This window comes from Mucilaginibacter antarcticus (assembly GCF_042686155.1).
Taxonomy (GTDB): Bacteria; Bacteroidota; Bacteroidia; order Sphingobacteriales; family Sphingobacteriaceae; genus Mucilaginibacter; species Mucilaginibacter antarcticus.
The window spans coordinates 42,048-62,762 of the sequence record NZ_JBHUON010000024.1 but is presented as its reverse complement, the minus strand read 5'-3'; the positions used below and the strand labels follow the sequence as shown (position 1 = coordinate 62,762).

Sequence of the window (20,715 nt, the reverse complement as noted above, 5' to 3'; positions counted from 1 at the left end):
GCTTTACTCAGCAGGTTAAACCTTATTTGTTAGTTTTTGCTGTGCTTGCAAATTTATGCAGCGCAAAAGCGCAATCAACCCAAAACACAACCTGGGAAGTTTATGGCGGTTCAAAAAAATTTATCAGGTACTCGGCGCTAAAGCAAGTTAATACTAAAAACGTTAAGCAGTTACAGGTGGCCTGGACCTACCATACCGAAGATGCCGATGCCAGGGGCGGGTCGCAAATACAATGCAACCCTATTATTGTCGATGGTGTTTTATACGGCACTACGCCGCGTTTAAGTCTGGTGGCTTTAAACGCGTCTACCGGTGTTCTAAAGTGGAAATTCAACGCCGAAGATCAGCTGGCTAAAAAAGAAAACCTTGGCATAAATAATAACCGCGGCGTAACATACTGGCAAAGTGGTGCCGATAAGCGGATCTTATATTGTGCCGGCTCAAACTTATATGCAGTTAACGCCCAAACCGGGCGGCTGGTAAAGAGCTTCGGCAAGGATGGGGCCATTGATTTGCATGACAACCTGGAGCTGAACAACAAAAATTGGTATGTTGCCGGTACCACGCCCGGCATAATTTATAGGGACCTGTACATTTTAGGCAGCCGCGTTAACGAAAGCGCTAATGCCGCCCCCGGCAGTGTCCGCGCATTTGATGTGCGTACGGGCAAACTGCGCTGGATATTTCACACTATACCGCACCCCGGCGAGTTTGGCTATAATACCTGGGAAGATAAGGATGCCTGGAAATACATAGGCGGCGCCAACTGTTGGGCGGGTTTTAGCATGGACGAGAAACGCGGTATAATATATGCGCCAACAGGCTCGGCATCGTTCGATTTTTATGGCGGTAAGCGTAAGGGTAAAGGGCTTTTCGCCAATAGCTTGCTGGCGCTTGACGCTGCCACGGGTAAGTTAAAGTGGCATTACCAGGTAATTCATCATGACCTTTGGGATAAGGATCTGCCTACCGCGCCTGCATTGGTTACTATTAGGCGAAATGGTAAACTGATAGACGCGGTGGCTCAACCCACCAAACATGGGTTTCTCTTTATATTGGACAGGGTTACAGGGAAGTCGCTGTACCCCGTCAAAGAAAAACCGGTGCCAACCACCAGCGAATTGGATGGCGAAAAAGTTTGGCCCACACAGCCATTCCCTACATTGCCCGAGCCTTTTGTGCGCCAAAACTTTACAGAGAAAGACATTAATCCATATATCTCAGAACAATCAAAAGTAGAGGTGCTCGGGCGTTTAAAAAGCTATCGTTACGGCAATATGTTTTTGCCCCCTGGTAAACAGCCCTCAGTGATCTTCCCCGGTTTTGATGGTGGCCCCGAGTGGGGCGGCCCGGCTTACGACCCGCAAACCGGTTTGCTTTACATCAACGCTAACGAGGTGCCGTGGATATTGACCATGATAGACGCACCAAAGGCGCCTGGTAAAGTGGAAAGCTTTGCCACAGCAGGCGAGCGACTATTTGCTAAGAATTGTATGAGCTGCCACGGACAGAACAGGGAAGGGTCTGGTAATAACCCGACACTAATCGGCATAGAGAAAAAATATACCGCCGAACAAATTATGGGTTTGCTGGAAACCGGCAGGCGAATGATGCCTGCATTTAAGGAGCTGGGCAAGCAAGAGCGGGAGGCTGTTATCGCCTTTGTTACGAGTAACCAAAAAGAGGGTGAGCGCAAATTTACCAGCCCGGCACCGCTTGATCCTTATCTTGATTTGCCGTACCAGATGACGGGTTACAATAAGTTTTTAACCAAAGAGGGGCTGCCCGCCATATCGCCGCCCTGGGGTACGCTTAATGCGATCAACCTAAATACCGGTAAAATTGCCTGGAAGATCCCTTTGGGCGAAGACGAAAATCTAAGCAAGCAAGGTTACCCGATAACCGGGACAGAAAATTATGGGGGCCCGGTAGTTACCGCAGGAGGGTTGGTATTTATAGCAGCTACCAGGGACGAAAAGATTCGCGCTTTTGATAAACGGAACGGCAAACTGCTCTGGGAAGCAAAACTGCCGGCGGCGGGGTTTGCAACCCCAAGTATTTACCAGGTGCATGGTAAAAAATATTTGATAATAGCTTGCGGCGGTGGCAAGTTAGGCACACGCTCCGGCGATGCTTATGTGGCCTTTGCAATACCAGGCACAAAGGATAATTAAAAAATCATCCATAGTAAATAATTTCTATCATATCTTTGCGGTCCGTTGAATTTATAAACCGAATGGACTATCCTGTAATCATACAAAAAGCGTGGGAAGGCTACGACGCTTCAAAAACCATAAAAGCGATTGAAGACATCAGTGCGATGGTATCAACAAATCGGGTATTTAAGGTAACTTTTACCGATGATGATATTGTTATTGCCAAGCTATCGCATTTTGGTAAGTTTGAGCATTTTAAAGAAGATCATCGCATTATACAAGCGGTGTCAAATAACCTGCTTTATCCGTTCGAGAATTTTCTGTCGAAATCTCTGTTAAAAAATAACCGGGTATATATTTACCACTATAAATTTAAGCAAGACGACGCCTGGGTAGTATTTTACAACCCCACCCGCATATTTGACCGTATGCCCCGCCGTTTAGACGAAGACCACATCAGGAAGTTGGGACAGCAAGTAGGGAAGTTTCACAAGGCCTGCAGTCGCGTTAAGAGCGTTCTGCCAAAGTCATCAAAGACCCTACGGACAGATATTTACTCGCTGATGCATCAGCTAGAGATCAACGAGAAAAAGTTTGGCTCGGCTATGCAGGTAGACTTTTTGCGATTTCACTGTGAAACTTTTTTGCGTAACCGTTCTAAATACAACATGAGCTCGTTTGAGATCATCCCGGTTTTTATCGACTGGAATATTGGTAATTTTTCGGTTGATCAAAATTTGAACCTTTATTCGCGTTGGGATTACGATTGGTTCAGGATGAGTTACCGGATCCTGGATTTTTATTTCCTGAGCAGGGTAGTATCTGATGTTGGCGACCGCACCGTATTTAGTTATGGTATAAAAACCTTGATGGAAGAACGCTTTATCATGTTTTTACAAGAGTATCATGAAGTAAATCCATTAACGGCTAACGAGATAAGATTCTTGAAAGAAGCTTATCGCTTTTTTATATTAAATTATGTGATAAAAGACGGTAAATACTTTTTTAGCGATCAATATGCTAAAAAGCTACAAGCCGAGGCTTTTGATCTGTATCTGCCATCCGTCGACAGAGATTTCGATGCTGATAAAATTATAAAAGCTTTGAATTTAAGCTGATCTGTGATAACACATCCAGGTTAGTGGTATTTAGCGACTATGAATTACATTTGAATAGCTAATCTGTTAGAATTAAATACACTTTTTTACCAGGCTCAACCCACTATATGAAGCGCATAGATAACTTTAAAGCTATAATTGACAAGTATAACGTTATCTTTTTTGATGCCTTTGGGGTGCTTAAAAATTACCAGGGCTTAGTGCCCGGCATTGAGCGTACTTTTGAATACCTGGCCCAGCAAAAAAAGGAATACTACATTGTAACCAACGATGCATCGCGCAGCCCGGTACAACTGGCATCGTCATACCACAAAATGGGCCTGCATGCTATTACTCCCGATAGGATCATATCATCAGGGATGTTAACTAAAGAATATCTGTATCTTAAGGTTCCGGATGGCATGGTTGCTTATTTGGGTACTGAGGGATCTGCTCATTATATTGAAAGCCTTGGCTTGCACCCGATACCTATCAACGAGGTGAACGAAAGCAACATGGATAAAATTAAAGCCTTGTTGTTTTTAGATGACGAAGGTTTTGACTGGAAAGATGGCCTTAATAAAGCCATCAATTTAATGCGTAAACGTACTATACCAGCTATAGTTGCAAACACAGACCATGCGTACCCGGTTACTATACATGACCTGTCTGTTGCTGTTGGTGGTTTAGCTATGATGGTAGAAAACATTGTAGGCAAAAAGTTTATCCGCTTTGGTAAGCCGGACTCGCAGATGTTTATGTTTGCTTATGATCTGATCCGCGATCATCGGCCTATCAGTAAAAAAGAGATAGTGATGGTAGGCGATACTTTGCAAACCGATATATTGGGTGGCAATAAATTTGGTCTTGATACCGTTTTGGTGCTATCCGGCAATACGCTACCTAAGGATGTTGATACAAGAGTCACCGCGTCAGGCATAGTACCGACATATATATGCGACTCGGCAGTTGTGCAGCCGGAGATGTTTTAATTTATAAGTTATGATCTACAATCCATTAAGTATAACAGTACCGCAGGCATCAGCCTTTGCACGTAAAATTGGCGGCCTGCCTGTAGAATTGTATCACCTTAAAAATAAAAATGGCATGCAAGTAGCTGTTACCAACTACGGTGCATACTTGGTTGGCGTTTGGGTTATGGACAGAAAAGGCCGTTTAACCAGCGTGACTTTAGGATTTGACAACATTGAGGGATTGGCTACGCAGCAGAGCTATTATGGCGCTACTATTGGCAGATACGCTAACCGAATAGCTAAAGGTAAATTTACATTAGATGGTGTAAAGTATACTTTACCTATAAACAATGGCCCCAATAGCCTGCATGGCGGTAAAGAAAACTTTAGCCATAAAGTTTGGAATGGTAAGCAAATTGACGACCAAAAAGTGGAGTTAGAACTGTTATCTGAGCATGGCGACGAAGGTTATCCTGGCAATTTGAATGTAAAAGTAACCTACGCGTTAAGCGATAATAACGAGCTGACGATAGATTATCACGCTACAACTGATAGAACGACAATTGTTAATTTAACCAACCATGCCTATTTTAATTTAAATGGCGAGGCTAACGGTGATGTGCTATTTCACGTAGTGCAAATAGCTGCAGATAAGTATACACCTATTTATAAAACTATGATACCAACCGGCGAAATTGCGCCCGTAAAAGGTACCCCGTTTGATTTTACTAATCCTGAACGAATAAATAAACGCATTAATGCTGATAACGCACAGTTGAAAATTGCCAACGGTTACGACCATAACTATGTATTAAACAAGCATGCAGAACACGTGCCGGTTGCAACGGTTACTGGCGACCAGACCGGAATTAAGCTCGAGGTTTTTACAGACCAGCCCGGTATGCAGTTTTATACCGGCAATTACATGATGGGAACCAACATTGCCCGTGGTGGCGTAAAAGACACTCCGCGTACGGGTTTTGCTTTAGAGACACATCATTTTCCCGATTCGCCTAATCAACCTTCGTTTCCGTCAACTGTGTTGAAACCGGGCGAGGTGTATAGTACTAAAACCACCTACAAATTTTCGGCATAGGTAGCATTTTATGATATTTATTTGTCGGTTGCTTATGTTAACTTTATCCTCATCAAAAAAGGATATTAGTGCTTATAGATAATCACGGCAGAATTATTAACTACATGCGCCTGGCGGTAACCGACAGATGCAATTTGCGGTGCTTTTATTGCATGCCTGAGGAGGGCCTGAATTGGCTGTCACGCGCGGAACTAATGACCTACGAGGAAATGCTGCATGCAAGCGAGTTCCTGGTTAACATGGGTATTGACAAGATTCGCATTACCGGCGGGGAGCCATTTGTGCGTAAGGATATTATGCACCTGCTAACCGGGCTGTCGCAATTAGTTGGTTTAAAAGAACTGACTATAACTACCAATGGGGTATTAACTGCACCGTATGTGGCGCAAATGAAGGCATTAGGCATTAAATCGGTAAACCTGAGTTTAGATACCTTAGACCCCAATCGCTTTTTTGCCATTACCCGCCGCGATGAGTTTGCTGATGTAATGAACACGCTGGACGAATTGCTGAAGCACGATTTTGAAGTTAAGATCAATGCGGTGGTAATGGATGGCAGAAACACGCAGGATATTATTCCGTTGGTTGAACTTACCAAAGACATGCCAGTTAGTGTCCGCTTTATTGAAGAAATGCCTTTTAATGGCGACGACCATACCTATCGTGGCTTAAATTGGGATCATGTAAGGATTTTGAACGAGATACAGGCAAGTTATCCCACCATCAAAAAGGTGCGTGACCCTGCCTATTCAACATCCTATAACTACCAAATTCCGGGGCATAAAGGTAGTATCGGCATTATCGCCGCCTACTCGCGTACCTTTTGTGGTACTTGTAACCGTATCCGCATAACGCCGCAGGGCACGTTAAAGAATTGCCTGTATGATGATGGTGTATTGAATATTAGGGATTTAATGCGGGCCGGCTTAAGTGATGATGAAATTAAAGCATCTTTATTAAACGCATTTAGCCATCGTGTAGCTGACGGCTGGGAGGCCGAACGATTAAGGGTTGAGAAGACAGGTATCCATGAGTCTATGGCTACCATTGGGGGATAGTCCCAGCTGTAACCAATAGACGCAAACGTTTGCCTCTATACAAATAACATACTATGATAACGGTTAAAGAAGCCGAAGGCCTAATACTAGAAAATACCCGAGACTATGGCGCAGAGATCGTCATGTTTGATGAAGCTCTTGGTCGGGTACTGGCCGAAACTATAAAAGCCGACCGCGATCTGCCTGCCTTTAACCGGGTTACCATGGATGGTATCGCCATCAACTATAGTGCTTTTGAAAATGGCACAAGGTCATTCGCCATCAAAGGTACCCAAGCAGCCGGCGCCAATCCTATTGAAATAAATAGTGAAGATCAGTGCGTTGAAATAATGACCGGCGCAGCAATGCCGGAAGCGGTTGATACAATAATCAGGTACGAGGACATTGAAATAAAAGAGGGCATTGCTACTGTATTGGCTGCCAATGTTAAAAAAGGGCAAAACCTGCACTTAAAAGGTACAGACAAAAAACAGGGCGACTTGTTGTTAAGCCCCGGTACTACTATAACGCCGGCAGTGATCAGTTTAATTGCATCGGTAGGCGAAGCCGAATTGCGGGTGAAAAGATTGCCAAGAGTAGTAATCATATCATCGGGCGATGAATTAGTGGAAGTTGCTGCTACGCCATCACCTTATCAAATCAGACGGTCGAACAATTACATGGTACAGGCGATATTGGCACGGGAGGGTATAAAGGCGTCGTTGATAAATATTCCCGATGATCCGGAAGTTATCCAACACCACTTAGCTATTTGCCTGCAAAATTATGATGTGATACTAATGAGCGGCGGAATATCTATGGGTAAGTTCGACCATATCCCGCAGGCATTGGCGGCACTACGGGTGCAACAAATATTTCATAAGGTACAACAACGACCCGGCAAACCATTTTGGTTTGGCAAGCATGATAATGGGGTGGTGGTGTTTGCTTTTCCTGGCAACCCGGTTGCTACGTTTATGTGTACGCAGCGGTATTTTGTCCCATGGCTAAATGCATCCTTAGGGAAGGAAGAAAGCAAACCGATTTTTGCGGTTTTAGAAAGCGATTTAACCTTTGAGCCACAGCTTGCTTATTATTTGCAGGTAAAGCTGCAGTTTACCGGTCAGGGACAGCTTTTGGCTACACCACTTGCAGGTAATGGTTCTGGCGATTTCGCTAACTTAGCAGACACAGACGCTTTTATGGAACTTCCCTCAGAAATCAATGAATTTAAAAAAGGCGAAGTTTACAGGGTTTACTTATTTAATCAATTACAATAATGGGCGGGTTTAGTCATCTGGATAACGCAGGCAAAGCAACCATGGTTGATGTATCGGCAAAAGCGATAACGCACCGTACTGCCACGGCGCGCAGCATAGTTTCATTGCCTAATGAAGTTATGGCTCAGCTTGTTGACGGCGATCTGCAGACCAAAAAGGGTTCTGTATTTCAGATCGCAGTAATAGCAGGCATTATGGCTGCAAAAAAAACCGGCGACCTTATTCCGCTTTGCCACCCATTGGGATTAGATAACTGTAACATCAATATCAGCATTAACCAACAGCAGGAAGTGGTAATTGATTGCACCGCGTCCATCACAGCAAAAACCGGGATAGAAATGGAAGCCCTGGTTGGCGCTAGTATAGCGGCTTTAACCATTTATGACATGTGCAAGGCCTTGAGCCACGATATTGTGATCAAAGAAACCAAACTGATAGCCAAAACCGGAGGGAAGCGTGACTTCAAAAGAACATAAGAAGCATAGCAAGCTAACAAGACCGGCCACCGGCAACTTTGGTCGTAATGAATGGGCTATAGTCGGCGCGCCTTGTGACGATATCAAGCTTTTGGCTGAGCGCATCATTTCTGCTTTATCGCCAAAATACAAGTGCGCGTATGCCGATGCAGCGCATGACGATGAAGCCGGCCAGCCTGCCGGACGGCTAGCGAGTGGAGCTGTGCTTGAGTACACAAATCATACAGACTTTCACCAGTTTAACACCAGTAAAGGGCAAAATCGTACAGATATTTTACAGCAATTTGCAAATGCAGACTTGGTTTTGGCAAACGGTAACCACCATACGGCAAAAGCACAGGTAGTTGTTATTCAACAGAGCAAAAAGGCATCGCTTCAAAAAAGAGTTGCGCAGTTAACCAATGTAGCGCTTTTTTTATTGGCCGATGCAGATGATGTGTTTGACTTTGTAAAAGAAGCCATTCCAAACTGGCAACAGATCCCCATTTATAGAATTGAGGATACAGATAAGATCATAAACTTTCTCCAAACCAAAATGCAACAGGTCAAACCTGCTTTAAACGGGTTAGTATTGGCCGGCGGCAAAAGTATAAGGATGGGGCAGGATAAAGGCGCTTTTAAGTGGCATGGAAAGGAGCAACGCTATTACCTTGCCGATTTGTTGAAACAGCATTGTGATGAGGTTTTTATATCATGCCGTTCGGAACAGCTATCTGAAATAGCGGTGGGGTACAATACCTTGCCCGATACCTTTATTGATCTTGGCCCTTACGGCGCAATCTTGTCTGCTTTTAGAGCGCAGCCCGATAGCGCCTGGTTAGTTGTTGCCTGCGATTTGCCCTTGCTTGATGCACAAACGTTGAGTCATTTGATAGCTAATAGAGATACGTCTGCTATCGCTACTACCTACAAAAGTGATTTTGATGGCTTCCCTGAGCCGTTGATCACTATTTGGGAGCCCAAGAGCTACGCCGTCTTGTTGGCTTTCTTAGCGCAGGGCTATTCGTGTCCTCGCAAAGTATTAATCAACAGTGAGACCACCATTTTAGAACCTTTGAATGCAGGTGTATTAACCAACGTTAATACGCCTGAAGATTTTGAAAAGATAAAGCTACAGATTCAAAAAATAACCGCCTCTACCTGATATAATGAAGAACGATCTGATACGATACAGCTGCCAGATAGCTTTACCGGGGTTTGGTAAGGATGCGCAAGTGGCTTTACGGCAGGCCAAGGTATTGATCATCGGAGCGGGTGGTTTAGGTTGCCCCTCTGCGCAATATCTGGCAGCGGCCGGAATAGGAGTGTTGGGTATTGCGGATTTTGACACCGTATCACTCAGTAATTTGCATCGCCAGGTATTGTACACACCCAGTGATGTAGGCAAGCTGAAAGTTATAGTAGCCTGCCAAAAATTAAAACAACAAAATCCGGGCATTACGCTTGTGCCGCATGATGTCAGAATAACCTCTGATAATATCATAGATATTATCCAGCAATATGATATTATCATTGACGGCACTGATAATTTTGAAACCCGTTACCTGATTAATGATGCTTGCGTTATTGCAGGTAAGCCCTTAGTTTACGGCGCTATTTACCAATTTGAGGGCCAGGCTGCAGTCTGGAATGTAACCAACGCCGATGGTAGCAGATCACCCAATTACCGCGACTTATTCCCAAAAGTTGACGAAACACAAATCCCCAATTGTGCAGATGGCGGTGTAATACCAACCATAGCCGGCATTATTGGTTGCATACAAGCTAATGAGGTTATTAAGTATATTACCAAAGCCGGGGAACTGCTGGCAGGTAAAATGATGCTATTTGATGCGCTGAACATGCAAAGCCGGGTAGTTAAAATAGGTAAGGTAAGCCGAACGCAAATAACAACCTTAATGCAAACAACAGATACGCCAACCATGTCGGTAAGCCAGGTTAAGCAGGGTTTGACTAACAACACTTTAGATCTGATCGATATCCGTACGGATCAGGAGCGTGATGAGGTTGATATCGGTGGTATACACTTCGAAGCAGACGAGATCGACGATAATACAGATTATCTTATCAATCAAAAGGTGAAAGTTTTATATTGCTCATCAGGCAAAAGGAGCGGAGAAGCTGTAAAGATCATCCGCGAAAAGCATCCGCAGGCAAAAGTATACTCTTTAGCCGGTGGATTAAAAGCCTGGTTTGAGGATACAGATTAGTTGATCTAATGCGCTACACACTTAATCACCCATTCAATAATAATCAGGGATGTGCAGCCACCCATACTTCGCCATCCTCAAATATTTCCTTTTTCCAGATAGGCACGGTTTTTTTAAGGCTGTCAATAATATACCGGCAAGCGTCAAACGCAGCATCCCGGTGTGCGGCAGCCACAGCTATAATTACCGGTATCTCGCCCACCTGTAATACACCTGTGCGGTGATGGATCAATATTTTGTGTACCGGCCATTTATCCAGGGCTTGCTTAGCTAGCTTTTCCATTTCGGCTATAGCCATTTTGTCGTAGGCCTCAAACTCCAGGCGCATTACTGCTTTGCCCTTAGTAGCGTTTCGCACCGTGCCAATAAATACGTCAATCCCGCCACAATCAGGCGACGTCACCCAATCAACACACTGTTGCACGTTTAAAGTAGACATGGAAAGTTTAATTTCAATACTCATATCATCTATCCTCCGCTAACAGGGGGTATTATAGCAATTTCATCACGTTCATGTACCGTATCGCCATCTAACGCATATTCGTTATTAATCGCCACCATGTATGCAGCCAGATGTTTTAGCCGCGGGTATTGAGTTTCTAATAGATATTTTAAGTTCGATACTGTAGCATCATTATTCATAACAAGCTCAATTTCCGGGGCTTCGAAAATTTCCTTCGCAATACCAAAAGCTAATATGTTGATTCTCATTTGCCTTATTCTTTGATATAACCTGGCAGCGTTTAAATTAAAAAGGGGCCGCTACTTTGTTTTTAAAGTTACATTAAAATTATCCCCTATGTCAACATATAGTTTTCCAAAAATTTGATGATCCAACTTGAGATTAGAGGAGATTGGCCGATCACTAAGCTGTTGCAAATGCCAGCTCACTTGTACTTTAACATATATTGCACCAGATATTTTATGGATTATTTAAAATTATATCATTGATTTACAACTATATAGTATTATTTCTTATAATATACTATAAAGTCTATGTGTTTAGTAGTATATTTGAATTGTAATTGAAATACAAGTAGTGAAACGCAAACAAATATATGTACTCCGTATCCTCTCAGGCAGGCAAACAAAAGGCTTCCGAATGTGTGGCGCCGGTTTAATATAATGGAATCTTTCAATAAATAAATAACCTTCAAACTACTACACATGTTAACTACTATAAGCAAATATCCCTTTTTTGATTTGTCTGAAATCATTGATGATAATGACCTTACTTATAAAGTATATAAAAAATTAAACCCGGTTAAAACCGGTAACCTTATACCAGACATTAACCTGGTTACAGACTACAAACGTTGGAAAAACTTTTATAATGGTGCACCGATAGGAGGCCCCATATCATTAAAACATTTATTTGGTAAGCCTTTAACCATTGCTTTTTACTCAAAACATTGGGGCGAGCATGGGATAAACCAATTAATCCAACTAAATGGCTTACAAAATGAAATAAAAGCAAATGGCGGTAATCTATTGATCTTAACAGACGAGATCAATGACAAAGAACTGGCAAGAATAACCTGGGAGCACAGCCTGTCGCTAAATTTTTATTATGATACCAATAATGAGATAGCTAAAAAGTTTAGGGTCTATGCTGACGAAGATCCGACCTGGAACACGTTTTCGGGCATAGATGTAAATGTGGCTCGATTAGCTATTTACGTAATAGATACAGACAGGCACATCGTTTACCACCATATTGACACCACATTGGAAAAGAAATTTATTGCCGATGACTTGATAAACGCGGTATACGGTGCAGCGCTGGTTACTATTCATAAAAGATCAGCGTAAAGGAAAAATTATTTGGTTTGGTTTACAAGTAGAAAAGAAGCCGCTTCATCTAACAGATGAGCGGCTCTTTTCGTTTTAGTAAGTGCGGTAGTAACGTTTACCGTTTTTATAATAGTAGTGGCGCTTAACCACTTTTTTTGTTGATGTAGTTGAACTGCGTTTAAACGATGGCGCGGGCGGCGCACCCGGAGGCGCAGGCGGTCGTGGTGGCAATCTTAAATTTATTTTAGGCAATGAGGGGCGCGGTGGCGGTGGTGGCAATTGCGCACTGGCAAAGCTTACCCCGCAGGCCAAAACTACTGCTAGTGATAATGTTTGGATGATCTTCATGTTTACAAAATTTGAGTAGCTGATAAAACAGTTAATGGTATAACTATAAATATGTAAAAGGGTTTTAAATAAAACCGTAACTGGCTAATAAACGTTTTTAAGTTGGTTGTTATTATACAATAAAACTTGTTTATGCGCTATCTTTTTACTTTGCTTTTTATAATTACTTCGTTACAATCATTTCCTCAAGACAAAGGCCGGGAAGTTAAAGGTCAATTGACTATTGACGGCAACAAGCGCTCTTTCCTGACTTATATTCCAAACACCACAAAACCGGGTAAGGTGCCTTTGGTATTATCTCTGCATGGCGGCTTCGCGAGCCCCAAAGGAATGTTTAAGCTTGCAAATTTTAAACCTGTTGCAGATAAAGGACAATTTATAGTGATTTGCCCGGCTTCAAAACGTATATGGCACGATGGTAATGACGATAGTGGTATAGACGATGTTAAGTTTATCGGTAAGCTGATAGACTATGCTATTGACAACTATAACATAGATCCGAAACGAGTGTATGTTACCGGTATTTCTAACGGTGGTTTTATGACGGCACGTTTAGCTTGCCAGTTAAACGAGCGCATAGCAGGCATAGCCATAGTAGCGGCAACATTGGATATAGGCGAGGGATATGATTTAAAGCGGCCAATGCCTGCATTATACATTCATGGAACTAAAGATCCAATAGTTTCTTATGACGGTGGCAAACTGTTTGGGCGCAAAATTTATTCGCACGATGCTATTGTACAAAAATGGGTTACGCTTGACGGATGTTTACCTGACCCTGTACTCACCGAGTTACCAGATGTGGCCGACGATGGCACCAGTATTTTAAAGGCTGAATATCAAAATCCCAAAAATGGTATGAAAGTGCTGAGCTATACTGTTTTTAATGGCGGGCATACCTGGCCTAACGGCAAGCAATACCTACCGACATTTATTATTGGCAAAACATCGCGGAACCTTGATGCCTGCCAGGAGATCTGGAACTTTTTTAAACAATACAAGCTGGGTCATTAAGTATCACAAAATTTTGTTTCTTTGCTTTATATGAGCATATCCGCCCAAAGCATCAAAATATCACAGGAAGAAAAGCTACAACAATTACTGGCTCATATAAGTACAAACTCGCCTTTTTATAAAGCGCTTTTTGCCGAGCACCAGATTGATATCGCAAGGATAAAAACGCTGGAAGACCTTCAATGCATACCCACTACAAGCAAAGAGGACCTGCAGCAACGCAATAATGATTTTTTATGTGTACCAAAGCAGCAGGTAATAGAGTATGCGTCGACATCGGGTACTTTGGGTAGCCCGGTCACCATAGCGCTCACAGACAGCGATCTTGCCCGTTTGACGCTGAATGAGTATAACTCTTTTGTTTGTGCAGGCGGCAGTCAGGATGATATATATCAGTTGATGCTCACCCTTGACCGTCAATTTATGGCGGGCATTGCTTATTACTCCGGTTTGCGTAAAATGGGGGCGGGGATTGTTCGTTTAGGCCCCGGGGTGCCATTGTTACAGATAGAAACTATTCAGCGTTTAAACTCCACTGCTATAGTTGCCGTGCCATCATTTATTTTAAAGCTGATACAAACGGCAAAGGATCATAACATCGATCTTAATAAAACATCGGTTAAAAAGGCCATCTGCATTGGCGAGAATATTCGTAATTCCGATTTTTCGCTTAATATCCTTGGTAAGAAAATAACGGAAGCCTGGGGTGTTGAGCTGTATTCAACTTACGCCTCCACGGAGATGCAGACCGCTTTTACCGAATGCAGCGAGGGTCGCGGCGGCCACCTGCAGCCTGATCTGGTAATTGCAGAGCTACTAGATGACGATAATAACCCGGTACCGGCAAATACTCCGGGTGAGCTAACTATCACTACATTGGGGGTTGAAGGCATGCCGCTACTGCGTTACAAGACGGGCGACATTTGTATGTATTTTGATGAGCCCTGCGCTTGCGGCAGACCAACCATGCGTCTGTCGCCTATTATAGGCCGCAAAAAGCAAATGATTAAATTTAAGGGCACAACGCTATATCCACCAGCTATGTTCGACCTGTTGAACGAGATGGAGGAAGTGTTGGATTACGTAGTAGAAGTATACTCTAATGAAATTGGGATGGATGAGGTACTGCTGCATCTATTACCACAAGATGAGAGTAAAGCCTGCGACAACCGTATCCGCGCTTACTTACAGGCACGACTAAGGGTTAGCCCGCATGTTGCATATATTAATGCCGAGCAAATGCAGAAAATGCAGTTTCCGGAAGCAGTGCGCAAAGCGGTTAAGTTTATTGACAAGCGGGTAGCTCAATCTAGCTAACTAATCGCCTTTCTGTGGTCAGTAATCACTAAAATCAATTATATTTGTCATCCTGCACAGCAAACTATTAGGTCGTGTTTGGGTTTATTGATTTTGATCACTAATAATTGCTTATGATAACTGTTGGACAGCATGTCCTTTCTTTAGCCGACTTTAACGATATCGTATTTAAACAAAAGCCGGTTACATTGTCTCCCTCAGCTTTAACCAAAATTGAGACCAATTTTAAGTTCCTGCAAAGCTTTTCTTCAAATAAACTGATATACGGCATAAACACCGGCTTTGGCCCTATGGCGCAATACAAGGTGAGCGAGGAGAATTTGCTGGCACTGCAGTATAACTTAATCCGCAGCCATAGCTCGGGTAGTGGCAACTTGCTTACCGTAAGGCAAACTCGTGCCGTTATGGTGGCCCGTTTAAATAGCCTGATACAGGGTTTTTCTGGTATCCATACAGATATCGTGGAATTGCTGGTGACGTTAATTAATAAGGACGTTACCCCATGTATTTTCGAGCACGGTGGCGTTGGCGCCAGCGGCGATTTGGTGCAATTGGCCCATTTAGGTTTAGTGCTGATAGGAGAGGGTGAAGTGATTTACAAAGGATCAATTCAGCCTACAAGTGAGGTTTATGAAAGCCTTGGTATAAAACCGCTATCCATTCATGTTCGTGAAGGGTTGGCTACCATAAACGGTACATCTGCCATGACTGGTATTGGCATGATCAATATTGTTCAGGGGCATAAATTACTGGGATGGTCCGCTATATTATCAGCCATGACCAATGAAGTTGTAGAAGCGTATGATGACCACTTTTCGCATGAGTTGAATATTGTAAAACATCATAAGGGGCAAAACAGAATAGCCCTTATGCTGCGTGACATTTTGAAAGGCAGTAAAATGATCCGTAACCGTAGCGAACACCTGTACCGCCCGGATAATATAGACCAGGAAATATTTGAAGATAAGGTACAGGAATACTATTCTTTACGCTGCGTGACGCAGGTGTTGGGCCCCATACATGATACCATTGTTAATGCCGAAGAGGTTTTAACAAATGAGCTAAATTCTGTGAATGATAACCCCGTGATAGACCACGTGAACCAAAACGTTTTTCACGGTGGTAACTTCCACGGTGATTATGTATCACTTGAGATGGACAAGCTTAAGATAGCTATTACTAAGCTATCTATGCTATCAGAGCGACAGCTAAACTACCTCGTTAATGATAAACTGAATCAAAAATTTCCGCCATTTGTAAACCTAGGTGTTTTGGGCTTCAATTTTGGTATGCAGGGTGTTCAATTTACGGCTACATCCACCGTCGCAGAAAACCAGACACTGTCATTCCCTATGTATGTACACAGCATACCCAATAATAATGATAACCAGGATATTGTAAGCATGGGCTGCAACGCCGCGATTATGACCAGCAAGGTAATTGATAATACTTTTGCAGTACTGGCCATTCAAATGATGACCGTATTGCAGGCTATTGATTACCTGAAATGCCAGGACAGGCTTGCACCGCATACCTTATCGGTATATAACGCAATTAGGGCATTTTTCCCTGTATTTGTTGAGGATACACCGAAATATAAAGATGTTGAAAGGGTAAAACAGTTCTTAGAGACCAATGACCCTAATATTGATTAAAGCATGAACTGCGCATTAGTTACAGGCGGATCACGAGGCATCGGCCGGGCAATTTGTATTAAGTTGGCCGCTATGGGTTACTACGTCTTAATTAACTATAAAAGCAATACCGATGAGGCAAATAATACGCTGGAGTTGGTAAAGCAAGCTGGAGCCAACGGCGAGACAATGCAGTTTGACGTTGCCGATAAACAGCAGGTAAACGACGTGCTAAGTGCTTGGCTAAAAGCTAATGAAGACAAGGTAATTGAAGTGTTGGTTAATAACGCAGGCGTCCGCGACGACAGCCTCATGGTTTGGCTGAAAGACGAGCAATGGGATAAGGTAATTAACACCAGTCTTAATAGTTTCTTTTACATCACCCGCCTTGTTTTAGAGGGCATGATGATGAACCGTTATGGCCGCATTGTTAATGTTGTTTCCCTGTCTGGGTTGAAAGGCCTGCCGGGCCAGACCAACTATTCGGCTGCTAAGGCTGGCGTTATAGGCGCTACCAAAGCGCTAGCGCAAGAGGTAGGCCGCAGTGGCATTACAGTAAATGCTGTAGCACCAGGGTTTATCAAAACCGATATGACCGAAGGCCTGGATGAAAAGGAACTAAAAAGGAGTATTCCGGTTAACCGATTTGGCACGCCTGAAGAGGTTGCCAGTGCGGTTGGTTTCCTGGCATCCAAAGGTGCATCATACATTACCGGTGAGGTATTGTCTATCAATGGCGGATTGTATTCATGACGAAGCATATCGACATATTGTCGCTTATACCCCAGCAGCCGCCATTTGTTATGGTGGACAGGTTGCTTTTTTCTGACGATAATACAACCCGTACGGGTTTTACTATCCCCGGCGACAATGTGTTTTCAATAAACGGATACTTTAGCGAGGCGGGCCTGATGGAGAATATCGCGCAAACCGCCGCAGCGGGATCTGGCAATATGGCGCGGATAGAAAACCGCCCGGTAGCTAACGGTTATATTGGGCAGGTTAAAAATTTTGAGGTTCACAGCCTGCCGAAAGTAGGAGACAGCCTGACCACCGAAGTGAAAATAGAAGTGCAGGTATTCGATGCCGGCATAGTGTCGGGCACTATTTGGTGCAATGACGCGGTAGTTGCGACCTGCGAAATGAAAATATTTATCAATCAATAATGTCAGCAGTTTACGTAGTAGCCGACAATATTTACTCGCCTATAGGTACTACAACCGTCCAAAACTTTGAACGGATAACCCAAGGTGTGTCAGGTATTAAACAGCATCAAAATGCTGCACTTTCTGCAGATTCGGTGTATGCGTCGCTTTTTAGCTCAAACGAAATACATTTTGACAATAAATTGATTACGAGTCGTTTTGAGCGTTTATTGATAGTATCAATTGAAGATGCGCTTCGAAATTGTGACACACCAGCAACTGACAAAAAGACGATCCTTATTGTATCAACCACTAAAGGAAACATTAGCCTTTTAGAGACTGAGCCTAATGCACCAGATTTGAATGAGCGCATTGCCTTACATTCGTCAGCCAAAGTTGTTGCTGATTATTTTGGCTTCGTAAATAAACCATTGATTGTCTCTAACGCCTGTATATCTGGCATTATGGCCATCCTAACCGGGATGCGGTTATTGCAGTCCGGCCAATATGAAAACGCCGTTGTAGTTGGTGCCGACGAGATCAGTAAGTTTGTGTTATCAGGTTTTCAATCGTTTCAGGCAATTAGCCGCGAGCCCTGTAAACCTTTTGATAAAAATCGAACAGGCATTACACTTGGCGAAGGTGCGGCGACAATGATATTATCTACAAAGGCCAAATACGCCGATAGGATTAAAGTTTTGGGTGGGGCCGTGTCAAACGATGCCAACCATATTTCTGCTCCCTCACGGACAGGAGAAGAGCTAGCCGGGGCAATTAAGCGCTCTTTAAGCATGGCTGGTTTATCGGCTGACGATATTGACCTGATTTCAGCACACGGTACAGCAACAAGCTATAATGATGAAATGGAAGCTAAAGCGATTTCCCTGGCTGGTTTAGCTGCTGTGCCGGCAAATAGCTTAAAAGGGTATTACGGGCATACTCTCGGAGCTGCGGGGTTAATTGAATCCATAATTTCACTGCAATCGTTAAAAGAAAGCATCATTGTACCGACCTTAGGTTTCGAAACCATAGGCGTACCCGATACAATAAATATTTGCACGACCCTAACACCAAAGCGGCTAACCACTTGTTTAAAAACGGCATCAGGTTTTGGCGGGTGTAACGCAGCGGTGGTGTTTAGTAAATAGTAAAGTAACCTCGCCGATGCAGGGCCGGATGGCTTAAAATGTCAGAGTATATCTGCATGGGGCAACGTGAATTTAATGATAAATTGGGAGTGAATTCTCTCTGTCAAAGTGGCACCTATAAAATTGTAATATATTTATAATCAAACAAATACTCACTTGCAGTTAAATAGTTACATCACATCGAATTGCACCATCGTCAAAAATGTCGTTTACAAAAGCGAACGGCCGATTTTTGAGAATCGTGATGCCGATCTGCCTGCTTTTTTGCTATCGGTGTACCTGCATTTGGGTGTTACATATCCCAAGTTTTACAAAATGGATAACCTAAGCAAACTTGGGTGGTTGGCTGCAGAGGTGTTGCTGGGCGGGGCCGATGTAAAAAGATATCAGCCCGAAGAAGTGGGGTTGATCTTCTCGAACGCCAATGCAAGTTTAGATAGCGACAAGCGGTATAATAACAGTATTGCTGATGTACCTAGTCCGGCGTTGTTTGTGTACACACTGCCAAACATCATGATAGGCGAAATTTGTATCCGCAATAATTTTAAAGGCGAGGATGCGTTTTTTATATTTGAACAATTTGATGCGGCCTTTATAGCAAATTATGTTAATGGTTTGTTAGCTAACGGTGTTTTAAAAGCCTGCATTTGCGGTTGGGTAGATGTTTTAGGTGATGACTACAAAGCTGTGTTGTTTTTAGTAGAAAAGGAAAAGCGTAACAACGCTATCCCGCTTACCGAAACCAATTTGGATAATATATTCGATAATTTAGTAATTGATAAACTATAAATGAGCGTGCCAGTTTACATTGCGGGTGTGGGAGTTATTACAGCTATTGGTAACAATGTTGCCGAAAACCTGGCTGCGCTTGAGCGGGGCGAAGCCGGTATGGGTGATATTACCATGCTGAATACCTTACATGTTGGGGAACTGCCCGTGGCTGAGGTGAAGTTAGACAACAGTTCACTAGCCGCATTGGCTGGTTTGCCAGCCCATTTAAGTCGCACAAAGACATTGAGTTTGGTGGCCGCACGTGAAGCCTTAAATGATGCCGCTATTCCAAATTTTTCTGACTTGCGCACTGGCTTTGTTTCTGCCAACACCGTAGGCGGAATGGATAAGAGCGAGGATTTCTTCATTGACTTTTTGAATGACAATGATAAAGGTAAACTGAGAAACGTATTTGACCATGAATGCGGCAGCATGACCGAAGTGGTGGCGAATGAATTGGGTATATCTGATTACCTTACTACCATAAGTACGGCCTGCTCGTCGTCAGCTAATGCGATATTTTACGGGGCGAGATTGATCAAGAATGATATTTTGGACGTAGTTATTGCCGGAGGAGTGGATGCACTAGTCAAGTTTACCCTTAACGGGTTTAATACCCTAATGATATTAGACAAACAGTTTTGTAAGCCTTTTGACGCTAATCGCGAGGGCTTAAACCTTGGTGAAGGTGCTGGATATGTCGTGTTAGTATCAGACAAGGTTTCAAAAACCTTAAATAAGCCTGTTTACTGCGCTTTAAGCGGTTATAACAACAGTAATGACGCTTATCATCAAACAGCCTCGTCGCCGGATGGTACTGGGTCTTATATGGCTATGCAAGGCGCACTTAATAAAGCAGGCTTAAAACCTTGCGACATTGACTACATTAATTTGCATGGCACCGGCACGCCAAATAACGATAGTGCAGAAGGAACTGCCATAAAACGACTATTTGAACCTGACTACCCACCCTTAAGTTCGACCAAATCATTTACCGGGCACACCTTAGGTGCAAGTGGTGGGGTCGAAGCTGTGTTTTCTGTCTTAGCTATCAAGCATGGCTTGATTTATCCTAACCTTCGTTTTGAAACACAGATGCAAGAGTTACCTTTTGCCCCCGAAACAAAATTTTTAAAAGGCCAGCCTATAAAAAACGTAATGTCAAACTCGTTTGGTTTTGGCGGCAATTGTACATCACTAATATTTTCGGCGGTTTAG

At 43.3% G+C, this 20,715-nt stretch carries 21 protein-coding genes; 18 read left to right on the top strand and 3 right to left on the bottom strand.

The features are described 5' to 3' along the window. Nucleotides 1-41 precede the first annotated feature (41 nt). From ACFSYC_RS16720 to moeB, 9 genes are all read left to right on the top strand, one after another. Complete coding sequence (locus ACFSYC_RS16720; RefSeq protein WP_377129896.1) at nucleotides 42-2,174, top strand: outer membrane protein assembly factor BamB family protein; 2,133 nt, start codon at nucleotides 42-44, stop codon at nucleotides 2,172-2,174. 62 nt (nucleotides 2,175-2,236) lie between these two features. Continuing rightward, entirely contained in the window at nucleotides 2,237-3,274 is a 1,038-nt protein-coding gene (locus ACFSYC_RS16715) for a hypothetical protein (protein ID WP_377129894.1), read from the top strand. Between the two features lie 107 nt (nucleotides 3,275-3,381). Then, nucleotides 3,382-4,245, top strand: coding sequence for an HAD-IIA family hydrolase (locus tag ACFSYC_RS16710; RefSeq protein ID WP_377129892.1), 864 nt, complete (start codon nucleotides 3,382-3,384; stop codon nucleotides 4,243-4,245). A gap of 10 nt (nucleotides 4,246-4,255) precedes the next feature. Beyond that, a complete protein-coding gene (locus tag ACFSYC_RS16705) occupies nucleotides 4,256-5,323 on the top strand; it encodes an aldose epimerase family protein (RefSeq protein WP_377129889.1) in 1,068 nt (355 codons plus the stop codon). Nucleotides 5,324-5,391: 68 nt separating this feature from the next. Further along, nucleotides 5,392-6,381: a GTP 3',8-cyclase MoaA gene (gene moaA / locus ACFSYC_RS16700; RefSeq protein WP_377129887.1), complete on the top strand. Its 990-nt coding sequence runs from the start codon at nucleotides 5,392-5,394 to the stop codon at nucleotides 6,379-6,381. Nucleotides 6,382-6,434: 53 nt separating this feature from the next. After that, nucleotides 6,435-7,640: a molybdopterin molybdotransferase MoeA gene (locus tag ACFSYC_RS16695; protein ID WP_377129885.1), complete on the top strand. Its 1,206-nt coding sequence runs from the start codon at nucleotides 6,435-6,437 to the stop codon at nucleotides 7,638-7,640. Further along, entirely contained in the window at nucleotides 7,640-8,116 is a 477-nt protein-coding gene (gene moaC, locus ACFSYC_RS16690; protein ID WP_377129883.1) for a cyclic pyranopterin monophosphate synthase MoaC, read from the top strand. Before ACFSYC_RS16695 ends, moaC begins: the two co-directional genes overlap by 1 nt. Next, a complete protein-coding gene (locus tag ACFSYC_RS16685) occupies nucleotides 8,097-9,260 on the top strand; it encodes an NTP transferase domain-containing protein (RefSeq protein ID WP_377129881.1) in 1,164 nt (387 codons plus the stop codon). Before moaC ends, ACFSYC_RS16685 begins: the two co-directional genes overlap by 20 nt. A 4-nt stretch (nucleotides 9,261-9,264) precedes the next feature. Beyond that, complete coding sequence (gene moeB, locus ACFSYC_RS16680; protein ID WP_377129879.1) at nucleotides 9,265-10,326, top strand: molybdopterin-synthase adenylyltransferase MoeB; 1,062 nt, start codon at nucleotides 9,265-9,267, stop codon at nucleotides 10,324-10,326. A gap of 43 nt (nucleotides 10,327-10,369) precedes the next feature. Here moeB and ACFSYC_RS16675 read toward each other — a convergent pair whose 3' ends face one another. Together ACFSYC_RS16675 and ACFSYC_RS16670 are read right to left on the bottom strand one after the other, a co-directional pair. Next, nucleotides 10,370-10,789: a molybdenum cofactor biosynthesis protein MoaE gene (locus ACFSYC_RS16675; protein WP_377129877.1), complete on the bottom strand. Its 420-nt coding sequence runs from the start codon at nucleotides 10,787-10,789 to the stop codon at nucleotides 10,370-10,372. Between the two features lie 5 nt (nucleotides 10,790-10,794). After that, nucleotides 10,795-11,037, bottom strand: coding sequence for a MoaD/ThiS family protein (locus ACFSYC_RS16670; protein ID WP_377129875.1), 243 nt, complete (start codon nucleotides 11,035-11,037; stop codon nucleotides 10,795-10,797). A 456-nt stretch (nucleotides 11,038-11,493) separates the two neighbouring features. On the opposite strand from ACFSYC_RS16670, the gene ACFSYC_RS16665 reads away from it, so the two are divergent. Continuing rightward, nucleotides 11,494-12,138: a redoxin domain-containing protein gene (locus ACFSYC_RS16665; protein WP_377129873.1), complete on the top strand. Its 645-nt coding sequence runs from the start codon at nucleotides 11,494-11,496 to the stop codon at nucleotides 12,136-12,138. A gap of 75 nt (nucleotides 12,139-12,213) precedes the next feature. On the opposite strand, the gene ACFSYC_RS16660 is transcribed toward ACFSYC_RS16665, so the two are convergent. Next, nucleotides 12,214-12,468, bottom strand: coding sequence for a hypothetical protein (locus ACFSYC_RS16660; protein ID WP_377129872.1), 255 nt, complete (start codon nucleotides 12,466-12,468; stop codon nucleotides 12,214-12,216). Nucleotides 12,469-12,618: 150 nt separating this feature from the next. Here ACFSYC_RS16660 and ACFSYC_RS16655 point away from each other — a divergent pair, with 150 nt between their 5' ends. From ACFSYC_RS16655 to ACFSYC_RS16620, 8 genes are all read left to right on the top strand, one after another. After that, nucleotides 12,619-13,482, top strand: coding sequence for an alpha/beta hydrolase family esterase (locus tag ACFSYC_RS16655; protein WP_377129870.1), 864 nt, complete (start codon nucleotides 12,619-12,621; stop codon nucleotides 13,480-13,482). 30 nt (nucleotides 13,483-13,512) lie between these two features. Further along, a complete protein-coding gene (locus ACFSYC_RS16650) occupies nucleotides 13,513-14,799 on the top strand; it encodes a phenylacetate--CoA ligase family protein (protein WP_377129868.1) in 1,287 nt (428 codons plus the stop codon). A 113-nt stretch (nucleotides 14,800-14,912) separates the two neighbouring features. After that, nucleotides 14,913-16,454: an HAL/PAL/TAL family ammonia-lyase gene (locus ACFSYC_RS16645; RefSeq protein ID WP_377129866.1), complete on the top strand. Its 1,542-nt coding sequence runs from the start codon at nucleotides 14,913-14,915 to the stop codon at nucleotides 16,452-16,454. 3 nt (nucleotides 16,455-16,457) lie between these two features. Further along, nucleotides 16,458-17,186: a 3-oxoacyl-ACP reductase FabG gene (fabG, locus tag ACFSYC_RS16640; protein WP_377129865.1), complete on the top strand. Its 729-nt coding sequence runs from the start codon at nucleotides 16,458-16,460 to the stop codon at nucleotides 17,184-17,186. Then, nucleotides 17,183-17,599 (top strand): 3-hydroxyacyl-ACP dehydratase, encoded by a 417-nt coding sequence (locus tag ACFSYC_RS16635; RefSeq protein WP_377129863.1) that lies wholly within the window; start codon nucleotides 17,183-17,185, stop codon nucleotides 17,597-17,599. Before fabG ends, ACFSYC_RS16635 begins: the two co-directional genes overlap by 4 nt. Further along, a complete protein-coding gene (locus ACFSYC_RS16630) occupies nucleotides 17,599-18,726 on the top strand; it encodes a beta-ketoacyl-[acyl-carrier-protein] synthase family protein (protein WP_377129861.1) in 1,128 nt (375 codons plus the stop codon). Before ACFSYC_RS16635 ends, ACFSYC_RS16630 begins: the two co-directional genes overlap by 1 nt. Before the next feature lie 315 nt (nucleotides 18,727-19,041). Continuing rightward, nucleotides 19,042-19,515 carry a hypothetical protein gene (locus tag ACFSYC_RS16625; protein ID WP_377129859.1) on the top strand — a complete coding sequence of 158 codons (474 nt, stop codon included), beginning with the start codon at nucleotides 19,042-19,044 and terminating at the stop codon, nucleotides 19,513-19,515. Then, entirely contained in the window at nucleotides 19,516-20,715 is a 1,200-nt protein-coding gene (locus ACFSYC_RS16620) for a beta-ketoacyl-[acyl-carrier-protein] synthase family protein (protein ID WP_377129857.1), read from the top strand. It abuts the gene before it with no gap.